Source organism: Cupriavidus sp. 05L411, assembly GCF_056398045.1.
In genome coordinates, this window is record NZ_JBFTOQ010000037.1 from 1 (window position 1) to 19,293 (window position 19,293).

21 protein-coding genes and 1 tRNA gene are annotated in these 19,293 nt (G+C 64.4%); 10 read left to right on the plus strand and 12 right to left on the minus strand.

Features of this window, described 5'->3' with window-relative positions:
• Positions 1-1,047 precede the first annotated feature (1,047 nt).
• Positions 1,048-1,416 carry a DUF1484 family protein gene (locus tag AC1DQR_RS30595; protein WP_416049554.1) on the plus strand — a complete coding sequence of 123 codons (369 nt, stop codon included), beginning with the start codon at positions 1,048-1,050 and terminating at the stop codon, positions 1,414-1,416.
• 89 nt (positions 1,417-1,505) lie between these two features.
• Here the strand turns inward: AC1DQR_RS30595 and AC1DQR_RS30600 are convergent, their stop codons facing one another.
• The 3 genes from AC1DQR_RS30600 to AC1DQR_RS30610 form a co-directional block, all read right to left on the minus strand.
• Positions 1,506-1,886: a RidA family protein gene (locus AC1DQR_RS30600; RefSeq protein ID WP_043349146.1), complete on the minus strand. Its 381-nt coding sequence runs from the start codon at positions 1,884-1,886 to the stop codon at positions 1,506-1,508.
• 213 nt (positions 1,887-2,099) lie between these two features.
• Complete coding sequence (gene pip, locus AC1DQR_RS30605; protein WP_416049553.1) at positions 2,100-3,056, minus strand: prolyl aminopeptidase; 957 nt, start codon at positions 3,054-3,056, stop codon at positions 2,100-2,102.
• A gap of 143 nt (positions 3,057-3,199) precedes the next feature.
• Positions 3,200-3,898, minus strand: a complete 699-nt coding sequence (locus AC1DQR_RS30610; protein ID WP_416049552.1) for a DUF2076 domain-containing protein — start codon at positions 3,896-3,898, stop codon at positions 3,200-3,202.
• 298 nt (positions 3,899-4,196) lie between these two features.
• On the opposite strand from AC1DQR_RS30610, the gene AC1DQR_RS30615 reads away from it, so the two are divergent.
• The gene (locus AC1DQR_RS30615; protein ID WP_416049551.1) at positions 4,197-4,634 is read left to right on the plus strand and encodes a YciI family protein; all 438 of its coding nucleotides are present in this window, start codon (positions 4,197-4,199) and stop codon (positions 4,632-4,634) included.
• A 133-nt stretch (positions 4,635-4,767) separates the two neighbouring features.
• Positions 4,768-5,109, plus strand: coding sequence for a hypothetical protein (locus AC1DQR_RS30620; protein ID WP_416049550.1), 342 nt, complete (start codon positions 4,768-4,770; stop codon positions 5,107-5,109).
• Between the two features lie 70 nt (positions 5,110-5,179).
• Here the strand turns inward: AC1DQR_RS30620 and AC1DQR_RS30625 are convergent, their stop codons facing one another.
• From AC1DQR_RS30625 to AC1DQR_RS30645, 5 genes are all read right to left on the minus strand, one after another.
• Entirely contained in the window at positions 5,180-5,875 is a 696-nt protein-coding gene (locus tag AC1DQR_RS30625; RefSeq protein WP_416049549.1) for a pentapeptide repeat-containing protein, read from the minus strand.
• A 100-nt stretch (positions 5,876-5,975) separates the two neighbouring features.
• Positions 5,976-6,551, minus strand: a complete 576-nt coding sequence (locus AC1DQR_RS30630) for a TetR/AcrR family transcriptional regulator (protein WP_477134360.1) — start codon at positions 6,549-6,551, stop codon at positions 5,976-5,978.
• Between the two features lie 103 nt (positions 6,552-6,654).
• The gene (locus AC1DQR_RS30635; RefSeq protein WP_477134361.1) at positions 6,655-7,953 is read right to left on the minus strand and encodes a TAXI family TRAP transporter solute-binding subunit; all 1,299 of its coding nucleotides are present in this window, start codon (positions 7,951-7,953) and stop codon (positions 6,655-6,657) included.
• Positions 7,954-8,088: 135 nt separating this feature from the next.
• Entirely contained in the window at positions 8,089-9,129 is a 1,041-nt protein-coding gene (locus AC1DQR_RS30640) for a DUF1254 domain-containing protein (RefSeq protein WP_477134362.1), read from the minus strand.
• A gap of 234 nt (positions 9,130-9,363) precedes the next feature.
• Complete coding sequence (locus tag AC1DQR_RS30645) at positions 9,364-9,714, minus strand: DUF1428 domain-containing protein (protein WP_253929525.1); 351 nt, start codon at positions 9,712-9,714, stop codon at positions 9,364-9,366.
• 340 nt (positions 9,715-10,054) lie between these two features.
• Here AC1DQR_RS30645 and AC1DQR_RS30650 point away from each other — a divergent pair.
• Positions 10,055-10,141 (plus strand) — tRNA-Leu (locus AC1DQR_RS30650).
• A 142-nt stretch (positions 10,142-10,283) separates the two neighbouring features.
• Positions 10,284-10,691, plus strand: coding sequence for a hypothetical protein (locus AC1DQR_RS30655; RefSeq protein WP_416049547.1), 408 nt, complete (start codon positions 10,284-10,286; stop codon positions 10,689-10,691).
• A gap of 62 nt (positions 10,692-10,753) precedes the next feature.
• On the opposite strand, the gene AC1DQR_RS30660 is transcribed toward AC1DQR_RS30655, so the two are convergent.
• Together AC1DQR_RS30660 and AC1DQR_RS30665 are read right to left on the minus strand one after the other, a co-directional pair.
• Positions 10,754-11,128, minus strand: a complete 375-nt coding sequence (locus AC1DQR_RS30660; protein ID WP_416049546.1) for a hypothetical protein — start codon at positions 11,126-11,128, stop codon at positions 10,754-10,756.
• A gap of 97 nt (positions 11,129-11,225) precedes the next feature.
• Positions 11,226-11,606: a c-type cytochrome gene (locus AC1DQR_RS30665; RefSeq protein ID WP_416049545.1), complete on the minus strand. Its 381-nt coding sequence runs from the start codon at positions 11,604-11,606 to the stop codon at positions 11,226-11,228.
• 161 nt (positions 11,607-11,767) lie between these two features.
• On the opposite strand from AC1DQR_RS30665, the gene AC1DQR_RS30670 reads away from it, so the two are divergent.
• The 4 genes from AC1DQR_RS30670 (at position 11,768) to AC1DQR_RS30685 (ending at position 16,233) form a co-directional block, all read left to right on the plus strand.
• Positions 11,768-12,661 carry a LysR family transcriptional regulator gene (locus AC1DQR_RS30670; RefSeq protein WP_416049544.1) on the plus strand — a complete coding sequence of 298 codons (894 nt, stop codon included), beginning with the start codon at positions 11,768-11,770 and terminating at the stop codon, positions 12,659-12,661.
• A gap of 280 nt (positions 12,662-12,941) precedes the next feature.
• Positions 12,942-13,937, plus strand: coding sequence for an aldo/keto reductase (locus tag AC1DQR_RS30675; RefSeq protein WP_477134363.1), 996 nt, complete (start codon positions 12,942-12,944; stop codon positions 13,935-13,937).
• A 53-nt stretch (positions 13,938-13,990) separates the two neighbouring features.
• Positions 13,991-14,974 (plus strand): aldo/keto reductase, encoded by a 984-nt coding sequence (locus tag AC1DQR_RS30680; RefSeq protein ID WP_477134364.1) that lies wholly within the window; start codon positions 13,991-13,993, stop codon positions 14,972-14,974.
• Positions 14,975-14,988: 14 nt separating this feature from the next.
• Positions 14,989-16,233 (plus strand): Bcr/CflA family multidrug efflux MFS transporter, encoded by a 1,245-nt coding sequence (locus tag AC1DQR_RS30685; RefSeq protein ID WP_477134365.1) that lies wholly within the window; start codon positions 14,989-14,991, stop codon positions 16,231-16,233.
• Between the two features lie 33 nt (positions 16,234-16,266).
• On the opposite strand, the gene AC1DQR_RS30690 is transcribed toward AC1DQR_RS30685, so the two are convergent.
• Both AC1DQR_RS30690 and AC1DQR_RS30695 read right to left on the minus strand, forming a co-directional pair.
• Positions 16,267-17,052 (minus strand): copper chaperone, encoded by a 786-nt coding sequence (locus AC1DQR_RS30690; RefSeq protein ID WP_477134366.1) that lies wholly within the window; start codon positions 17,050-17,052, stop codon positions 16,267-16,269.
• Between the two features lie 53 nt (positions 17,053-17,105).
• Positions 17,106-17,870 carry a DUF899 domain-containing protein gene (locus AC1DQR_RS30695; RefSeq protein ID WP_477134384.1) on the minus strand — a complete coding sequence of 255 codons (765 nt, stop codon included), beginning with the start codon at positions 17,868-17,870 and terminating at the stop codon, positions 17,106-17,108.
• A 147-nt stretch (positions 17,871-18,017) separates the two neighbouring features.
• On the opposite strand from AC1DQR_RS30695, the gene AC1DQR_RS30700 reads away from it, so the two are divergent.
• Positions 18,018-19,238: a helix-turn-helix domain-containing protein gene (locus AC1DQR_RS30700; protein ID WP_477134367.1), complete on the plus strand. Its 1,221-nt coding sequence runs from the start codon at positions 18,018-18,020 to the stop codon at positions 19,236-19,238.
• The last annotated feature ends 55 nt before the right edge of the window (positions 19,239-19,293 follow it).

Consider the following 19,293-nt stretch of genomic DNA (forward strand, 5'->3'; position numbering starts at 1 on the left):
ACTATCGACCGGTTCAGCGGCGGCATCATCTGCTCCACCACCCATTCCCGATGCTCGATTGCATATCGTGTCATCACCTATTCGCACACCGCCCTCCATTTTGCTTCACCAAGGAGACGGAGACGACAAGTATCCTGACATGGAGGGCTCGTAAAGAAAAGTAACCAAAAGAAAGCGATCCTTGCAGGAGGCTGGCGTGGCGTCATTGGGGACCCCAATGGTTTCGTCGTACGGCCCCGGGTGCTAATGGACTCGTGCCGTTACCAGTTTAGACCACCACGACCTTGCTAATGCCCAGGGTTTCGTGGTGGCCCCCACCGGTAGCCACCACCACGAATTTCAAGCCGTCTGTCGCTCGCGGGGTGACCGGCCACGAAGTTGCAAGCGTCCCGTTTCCGTCGTGGGTGCGGTGGCACCGACTTGATAGGTCGAAGAATTCTTCCACCGCGCCCACCCCACCACGAAACCATCACGGCGTGATATATCGTGACACCTTGCACCGGTACCGGCAGATGCGTGAATGAGCAGGGATGCCGCTACCGAGCAGCCTCACCACGAAACCGGTGTCATTGACAGGATCGTGGCCATTCAAACCGGTAACGGCACGAGGCCATTAGCACCCAGGGCCGTACGACGAAACCATTGGGATTCCCAATGACGCCACGCCAGCCTCCTGCAAGGATCGCTTTCTCTTGGTTACTTCTCTTTACGAGTAAAGAGAAGTGACATCTCACACGTTCTAAATCGGCCAACACCGTATAGCCGCGACAGCAGCTAGAAGCAGTAAAACCCCGCCCACCAGTGACACCCCCCGCGTCAGCGGGGCTACAAGCGAACTAGTCTCGAGGAGGGGAGATCGACAGTGGCGCGAAAGCGAAAGCTGCGACACATCGGCGATTCCTTGTTCCGCCGGATCGATTGACTTCCGCCGTTGGCTGGCCGAGAATCCACCAAGTCACCCCAAACAAGGGTGACCGGGTGTGGGAACTCGCAAAAGTCACAGACGGATCGCCGCCCTTTGCGGCCTAATTTTCGTTTGGGATCGCTATGCCTACTTCCATTGCTCACAACGTTTCAGAAAACCTCCCGCAGCAAATCGAGCGCTCGTTCGCCATCTCCCAGCAAACCTCCCTCCTCGCCGAACTAATCCGCCTGACCTTCCCAGCCGACACGCCCACCAAGCTCAGCGTCCAGGAACTAGCCTACCAACTCGAGGAACTTCGTAGCCGCGCGCAAAGCATCGCGCAAGAAAGCTGCGCCGACCTGCTGCGTGTCAGTGCAGGGCTTGGTGCTGTTCTCAGGCTGCTGGATTTTGATAGCGATGATGTGGAGGACAGCCACGGGCTGCACTGCCTGCTGACCCCGTTGAAGCAGCAGCTGGACGAGGCTTTGAACCGCGTGCAGGGCATGCTCTAAGCCAGAGCGGCAGGGCGAGTTGTGCCACCCTCCCGCAAGCGGGGGAGTGGCCGCTCGTAGCCGCCGTATCAGCCACTCAGCAACTCAACTCAGCCACTAAACACCGCAATACACTCCACCTCCACCCTGGCCCCGAGCGCCAACCCATTCGCCCCAAGTGCACTGCGCGCCGGATAGGGCGCTTGGAAGAACTCCTTGTAGACCTCGTTGAACACCTGCCATTCGCTGATGTCGGCCAGAAAGATGGTGCATTTGGCGACGTGCTTGAGCGACAGGCCGTGTGCTTCCAGTGTGATGCGGATGTTCATCAGCGCCTGCTTGGCTTCTTCGCGGATGCCGCCGGGCACCAGGCGGGTGCTGCCTTGGACGATGCCCATCTGTCCAGAGAGGTAGAACATATCGCCAACGCGCACGGCTTCGGAGAATGGCAGCCCTGCGGGGAGGACTTTGCCGGAGTTCAGGAATTCCATAGTGCACCCTGTCGGTGAGAGCCTTGAATGCCGCTTTGCCATCCGCCGGCCAATGCGCAGCCGGGTGGTGGCAATGCGGTCTTCAAGTCTAGGACACGGGTGTTCAAGACCCCAACCGCCGGCCATCAAAAGTCCGCTTCGGCGCTGTCGGTGCTGTCGGTGCTGTCGGCGCTGTCGGCGCTGTGCCGCCCGGGGCTGGCAGCACCAGGACGATCATTGCGCCGCCGCAAACCGGTCGGTAGCGGCAATCAGCTGATCCATGATGCCGGGCTCGGTCCAGGCATGCCCCGCGCCTTCAATCAGATGCAGATCCGAGCCTGGCCATGCCTGGTGCAGCGCGTAGGCGTACCGGGCCGGGCAGGGCATGTCGTAGCGCCCGTGCACGATCACGCCGGGGATGCCGGCAAGGCGATGCGCGTCGCGCAGCAACTGACCGTCCTCCAGCCAGGCGAGATGCGTGAAGTAGTGGTTCTCCAGCCGGGCGAACGCCAGCGCGAAATGGCCGTCATCATGCTTGGCGGTGTTAGCCGGGTCGGGCAGCAGGGTGATGGTTTCCCCTTCCCATACGCTCCATGCGCGGGCGGCCTCCAGCTGCTTTGCCGTATCGCTGCCGGTCAGCACCTTGCGGTAGGCGGCCATCATGTTGCCGCGTTCGGCTGGCGGGATGGGCGCCTGGAAGCGGGCCCATTTCTCGGGGAATACCTCGGATACGCCGTACTGGTAGTACCAATCCAGTTCCGCCCGGGTGGCGGTATAGATCCCGCGCAGCACCAGTTCGCTGGTCCGTTCGGGGTGTTTTTGCGCATAGGCCAGCGCCAGCGTGGAGCCCCAGGAGCCGCCAAAGACCAACCAGCGCTCTACGTTGGCGAGCTTGCGCAGGCGCTCGATGTCGTCCACCAGGTGCCACGTGGTATTGGCCTCCAGGCCCGCGTGGGGCGTGGAGCGGCCGCAGCCGCGCTGGTCGAACAGCATGACGTCGTAGCGCGCCGGATCGAACAGGCGGCGGTGGTCGGCCGATATGCCGCCACCAGGGCCGCCATGCAGGAAGACGGCCGGCTTGGCGCCGGGTGTGCCGACGCGTTCGTAGTAGACCACGTGACCGTCGCCGACATCGAGCGTGCCGGTTTCATAGGGTTCGATGGCGGGATAGAGCGAGCGAGGTTGCGGCATGGATCGGGTTCCCAGGGTGAGCGCGTAGTGCAAGAGTGTATCGCCGTTGCCGGTGCCATCTCCACCCGGGGTGCCGCAGTGCAATCAGAGCGGTGGGGCCTGTCAGGCCGCTGCCATGCACGCCTGGCAAGCCCCCGAACGCGCTAGGCGTTCCAGGTGTCGTCGCTCAGGAAGTCGTCGTTGCCCGATGCGTCATCCAGAAGGCCGCTGTCCAGTGCCGCATCCGGTGAGCCCAGCGGCGAGCGGTCGTCATTGCCGTAGTAGTTGTTGACGACGGTCTCCGTTGGCTGCGCTCCTGCGCCTGGCTGTCCCAGCAAGCCGCTTGCGCTGTTGCCATTGCCATTGCGATGGAACATGTTTTCGATGCCTTGGAACAGGAGCGCGCCGCCGGCCACACCGGCTGCCGTCGTGGCAATGCCGCCTAGCGCGCCGCCCAGGCCACCACTCAGGAAACCGGGCCGGGATGGCTGCGCGGGTGCAGGCTGGGCCGCCTGGACCGCCTGCGGCACGGCCACGGGCGCGGCCATCGGCGGCGGCATGACGGGGCTGGGTGCCACGCGGTTGGCACTGTTGCCCCAGGCGTTTTCCGGGTCGAGGAAGCGATTGGCGCCGTTGGCCTGCGCCATCTGCAACTGGCTCTGCAGCGTGGAGATCTGCGCCTTTGCCGTCGCCAGGGCATGGTCAAGCATCATGGCGCGCTGGACCAGCAGGTAGGCGGCATCCGGCTGCCTGGCGACCGCGTCGGCGATGAGGGCGTCCGCCTGGGGGTCCTTGGCGCCAGCCCTGGCCTGCGTGAGTTGGGTCAGGAAGCCTTCCAGCGCTTGCATCTCTTGGGGGGTCATGGCAGCTCCTATCCGGGATCCGGGTTGTCTTGTGTGATCGCAGTCTACGGGCCGAGTCTTAAGCGAGGCTTAAAAATCCCGATCGGATGTGATTGTCGCGCCTCGCGGCCAATTCAGGCCAAATCAGGCCACGTTGGGTCGAGTTGGGCCGATTCGGGCCGGGCAGGCTTCCCGCCAGATACTTTGGCGGCGGTGTCGATTTACGGTATCCCGATTCGTCGTAGTATCAGAGCCGCCCGTCAATCCTGATCAGGGCTCAGGACGTGCGGCACCCTCAATCCACTCAAGGAGAGCGACGATGCGTGTCATGGTGATGGTGAAGGCAACGAAAGAGTCAGAGGCTGGCGAAATGCCCAGCACGGAGCTGCTTACCGCAATGGGCAACTTCAATGAAGAACTCGTCAAGGCCGGCGTGATGCTCGCGGGCGAGGGCTTGCACCCGAGCGCCAAAGGCAAGCGGGTGCAATTCTCTGGCAGCCAGCGGTCCGTGGTCGACGGACCGTTCGCAGAAACCAAGGAGGTGGTCGCTGGGTTCTGGCTATGGCAAGTCAAGTCCATGGAAGAGGCCGTCGAATGGGTCAAGCGCTGCCCCAACCCCATGCAGAGCGACTCCGAGATCGAGATTCGCCCGCTGTTCGAGCTCGACGATTTTGGTGCCGAGCTCACGCCTGAGCTGCGGGCCCAGGAGGAGCGGCTGTGGGCGGAGGCGCAAGACGCTGCGAAGAGGACGCGCTAAGGCTAAGCCAAGGCCAGGTCATGACAGTGTTGAGGCAGTGTTGAGACCGTGTTAATGCATGGGCACCAAGGCGCTCTGGCGGCGCCTTTCTGCTCTAAACTTGGCTTTTTCCACCTCACCATCAGGGAATCGAATGCCAAAACAGCAAAGCACGTGGGCCCGGCATGTCTCGGCGGGCGCGATCGTGTTCGCAACGCTCATGGCGGGATGCACCGCCCAGCCCCCCGCCAGTGCCGTGCCCAACCCGGGCCCGCAGGGCGGCCGCGGCACGCCGGAGGGTTGCCAGGCGGACAAGCTTGGCGATGAAGCCCTGATCGGTAAAAGCGAGGCCAATGCCGTCGCCTTGCTCAACGGCTGCGCCTGGCGATTTGGTGAGCGGGAAGGCCAGCATATGCCCGGCACCATGGACTACAACCCGCAGCGGCGCACGCTGGACGTCAAGGACGGCAACGTGACTGCGGTACGCCGCGGGTGAGGCCATCCCAGGCCTGAATCGCGTCGTGCTTCGCGATTCGGGCGCGATCCCCATGGCCTTGTGCGGCCATTCAGCCGACGCGGATACCGGCTTGCCCGACAATCTCCGCGGCTTGTTCCACCGAGATGATGGCGCCCTTGAACGAAGCCGCGGCAGCCATCAGGTTCAGTCCGCCAAGTTCGGCCAGGCGGAGGTCCGCGCCATCGAAGCGGGCTTGCTTCAGGTTGGCGCCGCGCAGGGTGCCGCCGTCGAACAGGGCATCCCGGAAGTCGCAGCCGGCGAGGTCGGCATCGGACAAGTCGAGCTGCTCCAGGTGTTGCTTGCGGAATGACAAGCCGCGCAGGTCGCTGCCGACGAGCAGGGTGTTGTGGAACACCAGGCCCAGGGTGGCGGCCTCGCGGAACCGGGCGCCGGTCAGCTTGGTTTCCGTGAAGATGGCGCTGGACAGCCGCGCGCGGTCCCATTGCGTGTTGTTCAGGTCGCTGCTGCAGAATCGTGCTTCTACTGCGTCCACCAGCGTGAAGTCGGCGCCGGCGGCCTTGCAGCGCATCCACTTCGACTCGACGAGCTTCGCCCTTTTCAGTTGCGCACCGGCAAAGGTGCACATCAGGAATTCCACGGACGAAAAATCCAGCCCGCTCAGGTCTTGATCGTCAAGGCCGCATTGCTCGAATCGTAGCTGGGCCGGACGTTGCGCAAGAATTTCAGCGATGTCAGTGCGCGAGAGTGTGGTGTTGCTGATGGTGTGGGGAGTGGGGGCGGGCATGGAATTCGCGGTGGGAGCGTGGCAGCGTGGCAGCGTGGAGAACGCTCCAGGTCAATTTGGTCTGTCTTGTCAGTCTTGTCTATCAGCCTGGTCAGCCTGATCAGGAGGTGGCCCTGTCGCACATGTCCAGCAACAGGGCAAGCAGGCGCGCCTTGCGTGGCGCATCGACGTCATAGACTTCGAACATCCCCGCAAACCACATGCCATCCGCCGCCAGCCTGYAGATGAGGAGCTGGTCTTCGGCGGCGGTGCCGGCGAGGTCATGCGCGACGGCGTCCGTCATGCGCTGGCTCCATGTCTGGCGGCACGAGGGGAGCGTCAAGGCCAGCATGGCGATGGCACGCTGCGTTCCGATCGCGTTATTGGAAGCCGTATCGTCGAAACACGTCTTGATGTAGGCGCGGGCATGCTTGCCAGGACGATCGGTCTCGGCGGACAGCGCGCGTTGATAGGTCTTGTCGAATTCCTCGAAGAGCTGGTCTCTCAGCGCTTCGAGCAGGGCATTCTTGCTGCGGTAGTGATACTGCAACCCGCCTTTGGTCACGCCGGCGCGTTGTGCCACCAGGTCGAGCGTCACCGATTCGGGGCCTTGGGAGACCAGCAGGTCCCGCATCACGGATAGGCACTGGGTTCGGATCAGTTCCGGGTTCTTGGGGCGCTTGCTCGCTTCGGACATGATCAATCCAGCCAGATGGATTTATTATTCTAGCATTGTCGCAGCCGTCGGCAAGACAACGCTGTCCGAGGCAGCGGCAAAAAACGCGCTGGCGTCTGCGCAGCTACGCTTTCACCTTCGCCGCCGCCTGGGCAATCCGGTCCCGTACGACGCCGATCGCCTGCTTGAGCGCGTAGACATCCTCAAAATAGCGCTCCGGAATCCGTATCCGGCTGGCATGCGCATCGATGTTCTCGATTTCATCGCGCCATTGCGCAATCTGGTTGGGGGTTGGCTGCGTGTTCGTCCAGATTTCATCTTCCAGCGCCTTGATTTCCCGGTACCAGACCACGAGCCGGTTTTTTATCCGCGCTTGCGCCATGCGTGGCAATGCTTGCAGCAAGCCGAGCAGCAAGGCCATGAAGGGGAGCAGGATCAGCAAGCGTCGTTCGATAAAGCTGGCAAGCCAGAACGGAAGGTAGCGCTGCAGGAAGGGACGGCCCGATTTGAAGTAGCGCGTGCTTTCGTCGGAAACGGGAAACTCACTGGTATTCAGGTTGGGAAACGTGCCGAGTGGCGTGAAGTAATCATCGCCGCCGTGGACGGTTCTGGCGGCTTCCAGCAGCAGGTAGACCAGGGCGGGGTGCAGGGTGTCCTTGGATACGAGCAGGGCCGTGGCAGCAAGCAGCGTGACATCGGTCTGCGGAAGATCGTTGACGATGCTGGTGGAGGCGCGCGGAAAAACAATCTTGGACAGAGACGGGAATTTCTGCACGAGGGCATCGGCCTGGGCAAAACTCGTCAGCTTCAGATTGCTGTTCAGCAACGTTTGCTGCATCTCGGCATCGGGCCTGCCGATAAAGAAGGCCGCATCCAGCTGGCCCTCTTCGAGGCCTTGATAGGCCTTCATGGCATTCATTTCCAGCAGCTCGGTATTGCCGGCCGTGATGCCGCTGTATGTGAGCAATACCCGGGCGACATTGAGCAGGCCACTGCCGGGAACGCCGATGGCGACCCGCTTGCCGCGTAGCTGTGCGAGCCGGTCCACGGTGGCCTCGCCCCGGTAAAACACCCAGATCGGTTCACAGGAGACCGCGGCGATGGTTTGCAGGCCGTCTGTTTCCTGCGGCGTGGCGGTGCCCGATTGGATGAAGCCTGCTTCGTATTCGCTGTCTGGATTCTTCAGCCGCTCATAATTTTCGATCGACCCGGAAGAGCCGCGGATATCCAGCTTGATGCCATCGCGCTTCAGGATGGGGGCATAGCGCTCGGCAAAGCCGCGATAGATGCCCTTGTCCGCTCCGGTGGTGATGACGATCGTGCGCTGGATGGCGGGCTTGAGCACGATCGCCAGCGCCCAGCCCAGCGCGGCCAGCAGCAGTATCGCGCTAACGATGAGAAGCCGCCGCTGCCCCGGTGTCATGGGGACCTTCTGGGTACGATGCAGCGCTGGGTTGTGCCTGGGCATTATTCGGCCTCCGTCGTCAGGTCCCTCCCACGCGGGGCCAAGGAGGATGCGGGATCAGGCGGCTAGCATGATCATTTGTGGGAAGGTCGCTCAATTGACCGGCTGAGGCTCCGGGAATGTCCAGGCGCCGCTCAGTATCTCCGCGCGCGGGCGGTACAGCCGCACGGTGTAGTTCCAGCCCGGGACGATCGGCAGGCAGTTGGCTGCCTGCGCTTCACAGCCACCGAACTGCATCGTGATCGATCCGTCGCCGGCCTTCTTTGCCGTGAGATTGTTGAGTGTGTACGCGTTGGCCGGGTTCCTCTGGAAATAGCCCTCGGCGTTGTAGACGCTCACGGACCAGAAGGCATCCACGGGCACATCCTTGATGTTGAGCCGATAAACGGTCTTGCCGTCGTTCTTCGCCGGCGTGATGTTGAGGTAGGTGGCGTCCTTGTCCGGGTTGCCGCCCCAGGCCGATGCGGAGCCGATCAGGTGCCGCACGGGATCGACCTCCGCCTGGGTGCCGAATGCCTTCTTGAAGTCGGGCAGCGTCGAGGACAGCGCCAGCAGGGCATCGCGGATCTTCTTCTGGCTGACCGGATCCCAGTTGGGGGTTTCGAGTTTTCCGGGCCCCTTCTGGCTGACCTTGATGGCGTCCTGCAATGCGTGGACCTGCTTGATGTCGTCCGGGCTGTTCGGGTTGACCAGGGTGCGCACCGCGACGGCCACGTAACGGGTGCCGACGTTCTCCCGGGTGAGCGTATGGGCGCCCGCGCCATAGAACACGTCTGGCACGTAGTGGTCTTCATTGATGACCTGCAGCGCCATGAAGCGCTTGCCCGGGTCGGGCATGGTGATCGTCACCGGGCCGGCTTCGAGGTCGAAGATGCCGGAGGTATAGAGCGTGTCGCGATTCAGGCGGATCACGGTCTGGTGATCGATCGATGCGGGCTCGCGCCGATGCAGCAGCTTGCCCACGCCGCCTTGCTTGGCCAGCCCGGCGAAGTACATGTCGCTCTCCGCGCGGACGAAGTTGTCGGCGGTCACCGGAACGGGGGCGCCACTGGCGGGCGCGGCGGCTGGCTGGGAATGGACGGCGCTGGCCATCGACAGGACGGCGGTGCAAACGCAGGCGGTGGTCAGTTTCATCTTCACTCTCTATCCTTCATTGTCTGTTGGCATCGCGCATTGGCGAGTGGGATTCCTGCAGACACCACTTTCGCTAATGCGCGGGGGAAAGTGAATTAGAAAGATTGCTCCGGTGATATAAGCCGTTTAAGCCTCCCTGGTAGCGTCCATCACCTCGCGAAAATGCCCCTGCGGCCAAAATGAACCCAGCCCGGGAACCCCGGGCAAGGTCAATCACGTACCGCCGTCAAGCCGCTAAGCGTCGACGATCATCTCGAAGCCGCCAAAGATCATCCGCTTGCCGTCGAATGGCATCGGCCCCTGGCTGCGCAGCCTGGGGTCTTCCATCGAGGCCTTCATGCCTTCGTCCCGGGCCTTGCGCGATGGCCAGGTGATCCAGGAGAAGACCACGGTCTCGTCCTTCTCCAGCTTGACGGCCATCGGGAACGAGGTGAGCTTGCCCTCGGGCACATCGTCGCCCCAGCACTCGACCAGCCCCAGCGCGCCATGATCCTTGAACACCACGGCGGCGGCCTCGGCGTGCGCGCGGTAGATGTCGCGCTTGGCCGTGGGCACGGCGACAACAAATCCATCGATGTAATGCATGTCCGATCTCCTTTGTTGAGATTGCCTGCGAAGCGGCGAGCCTTGCGCGCGCCGTCATTGGGACGACGAACGGGAGCCGCCGAAATCGACAGGGCATGGGAGGAATGCTAGAAAAAAATACGCGTGGCAGGGAGGGCGGCCAACCGGCGTGGGCCGTGCACTGCGCGCCATGTGATCAATGGAAATCTTTCCGGCCGCCTTTCCATTTCCCTGGACTGAGCGGACACCAGCAGGGCCGGCAGCGGGCGGTGCCCGGGGAAAGTTGTACTTTTCTTCTGATTTCAGTGGGGCCAGCACTTGCAAATTTCGTTACGTTGGGTAGAATTCGCAACCTCACCTAGCCCAGGTGGCGAAATTGGTAGACGCACTAGGTTCAGGTCCTAGCGGTGGCAACACTGTGGAGGTTCGAGTCCTCTCCTGGGCACCAAGATTGAAAGCAAAAGGCCTGCATCCGTGCAGGCTTTTTGCTTTTTGGTCTCCACTGCATCGTGTTTCGCGCGCGGCGTGCGCATCAGCATCCGAATTCACTTGATGTAACATCATCCGACTCATCTAGCCAAGGAGCGGGAATGTCAAAAGGTCGGGTACGGGTACGGGTATTGCTGGTTGTCGCGATGGCAGCGCAATTGCTGTCAGCCTGTTCGGGCGGCGTGACCGCGAATTCCATCCAGGCGATGGACCCGAAGCGCGTGCACTCCAAGGCCAGCGTAGGCGACCTGGTGCTGTGCCTGAAGCAGCGGCTGGGTGACGACGCCACCGTGATCGCGTACCCGGAACCCGGCAAGGTTGATATCCGGGTCGGGCGTGCGGACGCGGATGAATACAAGTTCATCCACCTGGTCAGCCTGCGCCGCGCTACCGAGGGCGTCGAAGGCACCGACGTCGAGATCCGCAGCTCCGGGGAATGGCACCCCCTGCTGAGCGCCGGCCGCGTCTCTGGCATGGTGGAAGACTGCACGCCGGGAAGAGCGCATTAAGCGCAACGCAGAATCCTTGCCGGCACGCCGCAATGCAGCAAAGCGGTAATGGCGCTATGCCGTTACGGCTCCATCGTGCGCAGAAGGTGCTCCTGCAGTCGCGATAATTCAAGCGCGATGCCGTCGGGGAACCCCTGGCGGCCGCCGCGCTTGTCGATCAGCAGGTCGGCCAGGTAGGCCGTTAGCGCGGCTGGGTCGGCCCACAGCGCTGCCAGCTGGTTGCCGATGCGCGGATAGCTGCGGCACAACTCCAGGGGCCGCGCCTGCGGTGGCAGCACGGCCAGCCATTTGAGCGCGTTGGCCGTGAGGGCCTTCGCTTCTGCGGATTCAGGTTGCCGCTGGCCAGTCCAGTCGGGCTTGCCATGCGTGGGCACGGCGCCATCCAGGATCAGCCTCGCTTCCTCGACGGTAACAAACTCGAATGAAAGGGGTTCCATGCCAACTCCGGATCAGATCTGTTGGGGGCGCCATGCCTTGTGGCGCTGGCACCTATTCTATCGGTTACGGAGCGTTTGAAACTTTCTGTAGCGCTTGCTACCGGCCTTGCTGCTGGTATGTGTGCAGGTAGGCCAGGAGGTCCGCGATCTGCCGCTCATTGCTGATTCCCCAGAAGCGCATCCTGGTGCCGGGCACAACCTTGCTGGGCGACTCGATAAACGCGCTCAAGGTTTTCTCGGACCACACCACGCCCGATTTCTTCATCTCGGGGGAGTACTTGTAGTCGGTCGTGCCGCCGGCGACCCTGCCGAAGATCCCATTGAGCTGGGGGCCAAAGGCGGCGCGCGCCGAGGGCCCGACGCTGTGGCAGGAGGCACACTTCGAGGTGAATACCGCCTTGCCGGCCTGCGCGTCGCCGGCGGCTTGCGCGGTTGCGTGCAAGGCCAGCGCCAGGGTCAACAATGCGGCTTTCTTCATGGGCGGATGCGGGGCAAGGGAGGAGCCTGGCATTATATTCGCCGAGGCCGCCGCGGACATCGCTTGCAACGTAAGCCAACCCGCACCCTGCAAATCCGACCATCGCGCTGGCGCGTGACCAGGCGCTAGAATCCGCAAACGCCTATGAGATGGGTTCATCAATGCCGCGCGAAAACTTTAACGACCTGCTTGCCTTCATTGCCGTTGCGCGCGAGCGCAGCTTCACCCGCGCGGCGGCGCAGCTGGGCGTGTCGCAATCGGCATTGAGCCACACGGTCCGCGCGCTCGAAACGCGGCTTGGCCTGCGCCTGTTGACGCGCACCACGCGCAGCGTTTCCCCGACCGAGGCCGGCGAGCGCCTTCTCCAGACGGTGGCCCCCCGCTTCGAGGAGATCGAAGCCGAGCTGACCGCGGTGACCGAGCTTGGCGATAAGCCCACGGGCACCATTCGCATCACAGCCACCGACTACGCCACCAAGACCGTCCTGTGGCCGAGGTTGTCCAAGGTGCTTCGGGAGTATCCGGAGATCAAGGTGGAAATCATCACGGATTACGGACTCTCCGATATCGTCGCGGATCGCTATGACATCGGTGTGCGCAACGGCGATCAGGTGGCAAAGGACATGATCGCGGTGCGCATCGCACCCGACATGCGCATGGCCATCGTTGGCTCGCCCGCCTATCTGGAACAGAGGCCGCTGCCGAAAACACCTCAGGACCTGACCACGCACAATTGCATCAACCTGCGTTTGCCGACGCTTGGCGGCTTCTACGCGTGGGAGCTGAAGAAGGGCAAGCGTGAAGTGCAGGTGCGGGTAGAGGGCCAGCTTGCCTTCAACGGTACCTATCAGATGCTGGATGCGGCGCTATCCGGGTACGGCCTCGCGTATGTACCCGCAGATCTGGCCCAGGCGCACGTGGCAGCGGGCCGTCTGGTCGGGGTACTTGAAGACTGGTGCCCCACGTTTGCGGGCTTGCACGCTTATTACGCCAGCCGGCGCCAGTCTTCACGCGCGATGGCGCTTGTCATCGATGCGCTTCGCTACCGTGCGTAGCTGACGTAACCTGGCTCACGTACCTCACGCACCTCCCGCACCTCACGCACCTCCCGTTCGGGAGCGGCGCGTGCATTCATGAGGCCAGTTCATAAAGGCTTGCGGGTTTCCGGGCTTTTTCGATAGGCGGTACGTCCCTATCATCTCAGCTGTCTTAACGCGCAAGGCCACGCGGCCAGCTTCGTCATCGGACACGCGCTCGCCGTCGATGGCGGCTACACGGTGCGACATGCGTCCGAGGCCTGACAAACCGCAGGCGCGGCCTGCGTGGAGAAATACGATGGATTATCGATATCTGGGCCGCAGTGCCCTGAAGGTTTCGCCCCTGTGCCTGGGCGCGATGATGTTCGGCGGGGAGACCGATGAGGCCACCTCGAAGCGCATCATCGACAAGGCGTTCGAGCAGGGCATCAATTTCATCGATACCGCCGACGTCTACCACGGCGGCCGTTCGGAAGAGATCGTCGGGCGCGCCATCGCCGAGCGGCGCGACAGCTGGGTGGTGGCGACAAAGTTCGGGTATCCGACGTCGCAGGGCCCGAACGAACAGGGGCAATCGCGCAAGTGGATTGTCCAGTCGGTGGAGGCCAGTCTCAAGCGTCTTGGCACCGACTACATCGACATTCTGTACTTCCACCGTGCCCTGGTCGATGCGCCGCTGGAAGAAGGCGTGCGTGCCATTGGCGATCTGATCCGCCAGGGCAAGATCCGATACTTCGGCATATCGAATTTCCGCGGGTGGCGCATCGCCGAGATCGTGCGCCTGGCCGACCAGCTTGGCATCGACCGGCCGGTCGCCAGTGAGCCGCTCTACAACCTGGTTGACCGCACGGCGGAAGTCGAGCAATTGCCCGCGGCAGCGCACTACGGTGTCGGCGTTGTGTCGTATAGCCCGCTGGCCCGGGGCGTGCTGACCGGGAAGTATGCGGCGGATGCCGCGCCGCCGGCTGACTCGCGCGCAGGCCGCGGCGACAGGCGTATCCAGCAGACGGAATGGCGGCCGGAGTCCCTGGCGATCGCGCAACAGCTCGCTGCCCACGCCGCCGCGCGCGGCACGACCTCGATCGCCTTCGCGTTGGCCTGGGTACTCAAGAACCGGCTCGTCAGTGCCACCATCGCAGGGCCTCGCACGCAGGCGCATTGGGATAGCTACGTCGAAGCGCTGAAGCTGCAGCTCGGCCCGGACGACGAACGATTCGTCGATAGCCTGGTGGCTCCCGGCCACGCGTCAACGCCGGGCTACACGGATCCCGGATACCCGATCGAAGGTCGTTGAGCTGCTTGAGGCCGGCGTTGCTTCGGTTGCTTTGGTGCTTAAGGAGATGGATCATGCAAAAACGCAAATTGGGAAACAGTGGCCTCGAAGTGTCGGCGATCGGCCTGGGCTGCATGGGCTTGAGCTTTGGCTACGGCCCGGCCACCGAGACATCCGAAGGCATCAAGCTGATTCGGGCGGCATTCGAACGAGGCGTCACGTTTTTCGACACCGCCGAGGCCTACGGCCCGTTTGCCAACGAGGCGCTCCTTGGCGAGGCGCTTGCGCCGTTTCGCGACCAGGTGGTGATCGCGACCAAGTTTGGCTTCAAGGAAGGTGACTCGAGCAAGGGCCTGGACAGCCGGCCAGAGCGCATCCGCGCGGTTGCCGAGGCGTCGCTCAAGCGTTTGAAGACGGATCGTATCGACCTGTTCTACCAGCATCGCATCGATCCGGCGGTGCCGGTCGAGGACGTGGCCGGCACCGTCAGGGATCTGATCCGGGAAGGCAAGGTCAAGCACTTCGGCATGTCCGAAGCGGGTGCGCAGTCGATTCGCCGCGCGCATGCCGTGCAGCCGGTCGCGGCGTTGCAGAGCGAATATTCGCTGTGGTGGCGTGAGCCGGAGGAAACGGTGCTGCCTACCCTCGAGGAGCTGGGCATCGGCTTTGTGTCGTTCAGCCCGCTGGGCAAGGGCTTCCTGACCGGTGCGATCGACGCGAACACCACGTTCGACAAGACCGATTTTCGCAATATCGTGCCGCGCTTCTCCGAGGCAAGCCGCAAGGCCAACGCGGCCCTGGTCGAGGTGCTTGGCAACATCGCCGACGGCAAAGGCGCCACCCGGGCGCAGGTTGCGCTCGCCTGGCTGCTTGCGCGCAAGCCATGGATCGTGCCGATTCCGGGCACCACCAAGCTTCATCGGCTGGAAGAGAACATCGGCGCGGCCACAGTCGAATTGTCGGCTGACGACCTGTCCGCCATCGAAGCCGCGCTGCGGCAGATCACGGTCGTGGGGGATCGCTACCCGGCCCACCTGCAGCAGCGCGTCGACCGCTAACTCACACTCACGCAATGTCGCCCGGAACCAGCACTGCCCTACGTCACGCCGCGAACGCGCACAGCCTGCGGATCCTTGCCATCCTGAGTACGTTGATGGCCTTTGCATCGATTTCGACAGACCTGTACCTGCCTGCGCTGCCTGCCATGGCCGTCGCGCTGCATGCGGATGCGGGTACGGTCGAGCTGACGATCTCGGGCTATCTGGTCGGCTTCAGCCTGGGCCAGCTGTTGTGGGGCCCTGTCGGCGACCGGTACGGTCGCCGCCTGCCGATCTGCGTCGGGCTAGTGTTGTTCATCCTCGGTTCTGCGGGCTGCGCGCTGTCGACCAATGCGAGCATGCTGGTCGGCTGGCGCGCGCTGCAGGCCGTGGGTGCCTGCGCCAGTGTCGTGATCGCCCGCGCGATGGTGCGCGATCTCTATAGCGGCCACCGCGCGGCCCAGATGATGTCCACGCTGATGACGGTGATGGCCATCGCGCCGCTGCTGGGGCCAAGCGTAGGCGGGCAGATCCTGCATGTCGCGTCGTGGCGGGCGATTTTCTGGACACTGGTGGGAGTTGGCCTGGCGACGCTCGCCATGCTCGGCGCTCTCCCAGAAACCCTGCCGCCGGCGCGCCGCAATCGCACACCGCTGCGCTGCGCGCTGGCCGACTACGCCGCACTGCTGCGTCATCGCCGGGTGCTTGGCTACGCAGGCGCGGGCGGCTTTTTCTATGGCGGCCTTTATGCGTACATCGCCGGCACGCCGTTTGCCTACATCAGCTATCACCAGGTATCGCCGCAGCACTATGGCCTGCTGTTCGGCGCGGGCATCATCGGCATCATGTTCACAAACCAGGTCAACGCCAGGCTGGTGGCGCGGCTCGGCAGCGATCGCCTGATGCGGGCCGGCACCCTTGGTGCGGCGCTCGCGGGCATGCTGTTGGCGGTCGACGCATGGACGGGGTGGGGCGGGCTGATGGGCCTGGTTGTGCCGCTCTTTCTGTTCGTTTCAGCGACCGGGTTGATTGTCGCCAATTCGATCGCCGGCGCGCTCGGCAGCTTCCCGCAAGGCGCCGGCGCGGTGTCCGCGCTGATCGGCGCGATCCAGTATGGCACCGGCATCCTGGGGTCGGCGCTGGTCGGCCTGTTCGCCGACGGCACGCCGTGGCCGATGGGATGGGTCATCGCCCTGATGGGAATCGGCAGCCTGCTTTGCGCACGGCTTCTGGTGCCGTCCACCGGGGTCTTAGCTGGCAAGGCAGCGGCAGCGCGCTGAGGCACGGCATCGGCGTGCCCTCGGACATGGCGCTCACGCCAGCGCGATCAGGATCAGGATCAACCCTGCCCCAATGATGACGGCGCCGATGGCGCGCGCGGCACACGCTCCGGCCGGTGCCAGACGCTCGACGGTGATGGCTGCCGTCACGGCAGCCATCGCACGCAGGTCCATGACCCCGATGACGAGGAGGACCGCCATCAGTCCCGCACAGCTGCAGCTGCAGTGCAGGCCGAGTTGCAGGCCGAGTTGCAACCCATTTCGCCACGCCGTGCCGGTATCTCCCCGCAGCCCGCGCCCGTGTCCAGGCATCTCCCGGCAGCGGGCAAGGTGGTGTGCCTTCCAGGCGGTGAACTGGAGTGCGCCGGCGCTCAGCACGACTACGCCCGCCACGACCGGAACCGCGCGCGCCAGCGCCGGCAGCCGCATCTCGAGCGCCGCCAGCGCGGCGCCCAGCGCAAAGGTGGCCATGCCGATCGCGGCCCAAGCGAAGAAGTACCCCACGCCCACCAGCGTGGTCTGCCGGCCCAGGCGCGTCCCGCCTGTCCTGCCGACGGCCTGGCGGTAGCGCCACAGCATGGGCACCAGCGACGGCAGCATCATCGCTGCCATCATCACGACCCACATGCCGAGGAAYGACGCCGCRACGCCGGGCCACSTCTGYCCGCACATCCGCATCCACGCCATCGACATCGTCCAGCCGCCGGGCATCGGCATCGCGCCCATYGCCGACATGGACGCGGACCAGGCGATCGTCCCCGCCGTGCCCGCGAAGAAGAGCAGCGCCGAGACGCCCAGGAAGGCTCGCTCGGAGACCATGCTTCGCGGAGCCTGGGCTCCCTCGGCGGCGCCTGCGTTGCCCATGGCCTGGCTCAGCGCTCGCCGTACTCGTCGTGACGGCGCCACCAGATGCCCGTCTCGTTGCGTCCTTTGGGAGCGCGGTCGAGCCATTGGTACATGCCCCAGAGGCCGTCCACCCCGCGCGCATAGGTGGAGTAGGTGTGATAGACCACGCCATCCTCGAGCACGAACGCGCTCAGGCCCGGCCGATCGCGCGAGTACGTGGCTGCGTCGGTGCCGCATGTGGCTGCGAACCGGGCGACGGGCTCCGGGGCCGGTGCTGCGTCCATCGCGTGGGCGCCGCGCTGGTAGTTGTATTCGATGCCGCCCTCGCGCTGTTGCGCCTCGGTGAAGGAGACGTTGGCATTGAAGTTGAAGTCGCTGCCGAGCGAGGACGCCCAGGGAAACGTCCAACCCATTCGCTGCTTGTACGCCTGCAGTTTCGCGAGCGGTGCGCGCGACACCGCCGCAAGCGTGACGTCGTGGTTCGCCAGGTGAACCACGACGCCGTCGAACCCGTCCGCGATCGACGAGCAGGACGGGCACCCCGCTGTGTAGTCGGGCCCGAACATGAAGTGGTAGACAAGGAGCTGCGAACGCCCCCGGAAGAGGTCTGCCAGCGAGGCGCTGCCTTCATCGGTCTCGAACCGGTACGCCTTGTCGACCCGGACCCATGGCAGCGCCTGGCGTCGCCGCGCGAGCTCGTCGCTGCGCCGCGTCAGGTCCTTTTCCGCCTCGAGCAGCGCGAGCCGCGCTGCCAGCCACTCTTCGCGTGTCGCGGTCATGTGTTGCGTCATCATGCTTTTCTCCGTTGGGTGTCCATCGTCGTTCGCTCAGTACCAGGTACTAGGCACTCGGTACGATGTGCGGGTTGGTGGTCGTGATAGATTAGTGCCGGGCATCCGAACGGGGGGAGTGACAAGTGTGGCGCGATTGGGATTCAGATGGATTCGCTGATTACGGCCGCGGCGCGCGCGCTCGCGGCGGGTGACCCGCTTGGCGCGCTGAACCGGGTCGCTTTGCGCGACGACGCGCCAGCGCTTGCACTGCGCGGCATCGCGATGGCGCAACTTGGCGATCTCGTGCGCGCGAAGGCGCTGGTGCGAAGCGCGGCGCGCGCCTTCGGCCCGAAAGAGGCCGTGGCCCGCGCGCGGTGCGTCGTCGCCGAGGCCGAGATCGCGCTGGCCTCGCGCGACCTGATCTGGCCGGCGAAGACGCTCGACGCAGCGCGCGCCACCCTGGAGGCGCACGGCGACCCGGTGAACGCCGCGCACGCGCGGTTTCTCGAAGCCCGGCGCCTCCTTCTGATCGGGCGCCTCGACGAGGCCGAGCTTACGCTGGCCCAGCTCGACCCCGCGCCCTTTCCGCCCGCGTCCAGCGCCGTCCATGCGCTGGTCGTCGCGGGGATCGCGGTGCGGCGCCTGCGCACAAAGGCGGCACGCGCCGCGCTTGCCCGGGCTGAGCACGCCGCGCGCCACGCCCGCATCCCCGCGCTGACGGCGGAGGTCCAGAGTGCATTCCTCGTCCTGCAAACGCCCGCGGCGCGCCTGATTGCGCGTGGCCAAGAGCGGTTCCTGCTGCTCGATGAGGTGGAAGCGTTGCTGGCATCCAAGGCGCTGGTTGTGGACGCGTGCCGTCATGCCGTGCGTGACGCGGGCACGGTGGTCTCGCTGGCGAGGCGTCCGGTGCTGTTCGCGCTCGCACGCGCACTGGCCGAAGCGTGGCCCGCGGACGTGCCGAGGGACGCGCTCATTGCGCGGGCATTCCGCGCCCGGCACGCCGATGCGTCGCATCGCGCGCGGCTACGCGTTGAAATCGGGCGGCTTCGCGCCGTGCTCGGGCCGCTGGCTGGCGTGAGCGCGACCCAGCGCGGGTTTGCGCTGGTGCCGCGCGTCGCCCGTGAGGTTGTCGTGCTGGCGAGGCCCGTCGACGAGGCGCATGCGGCGGTGCTCGCCTTCGTTGCGGACGGTGAGTCATGGTCGAGCTCGGCCTTGGCAGTGGCCCTTGGTGCTAGCCAGCGCACCGTGCAGCGGGCGCTCGACGCGCTTGCGGCAGCAGGCAAGGTGCAGTCGTTTGGCCGCGGGCGGGCGCGCCGCTGGCTGACGCCGCCCGTGCCGGGATTCGCGACGACCTTGTTACTCCCCGCGTCACTGCCGGGTGACTAGAATGCAGTTCATCGATTGCACTTCATTGATTGCACTTCACTTCGGCGTCACGAGG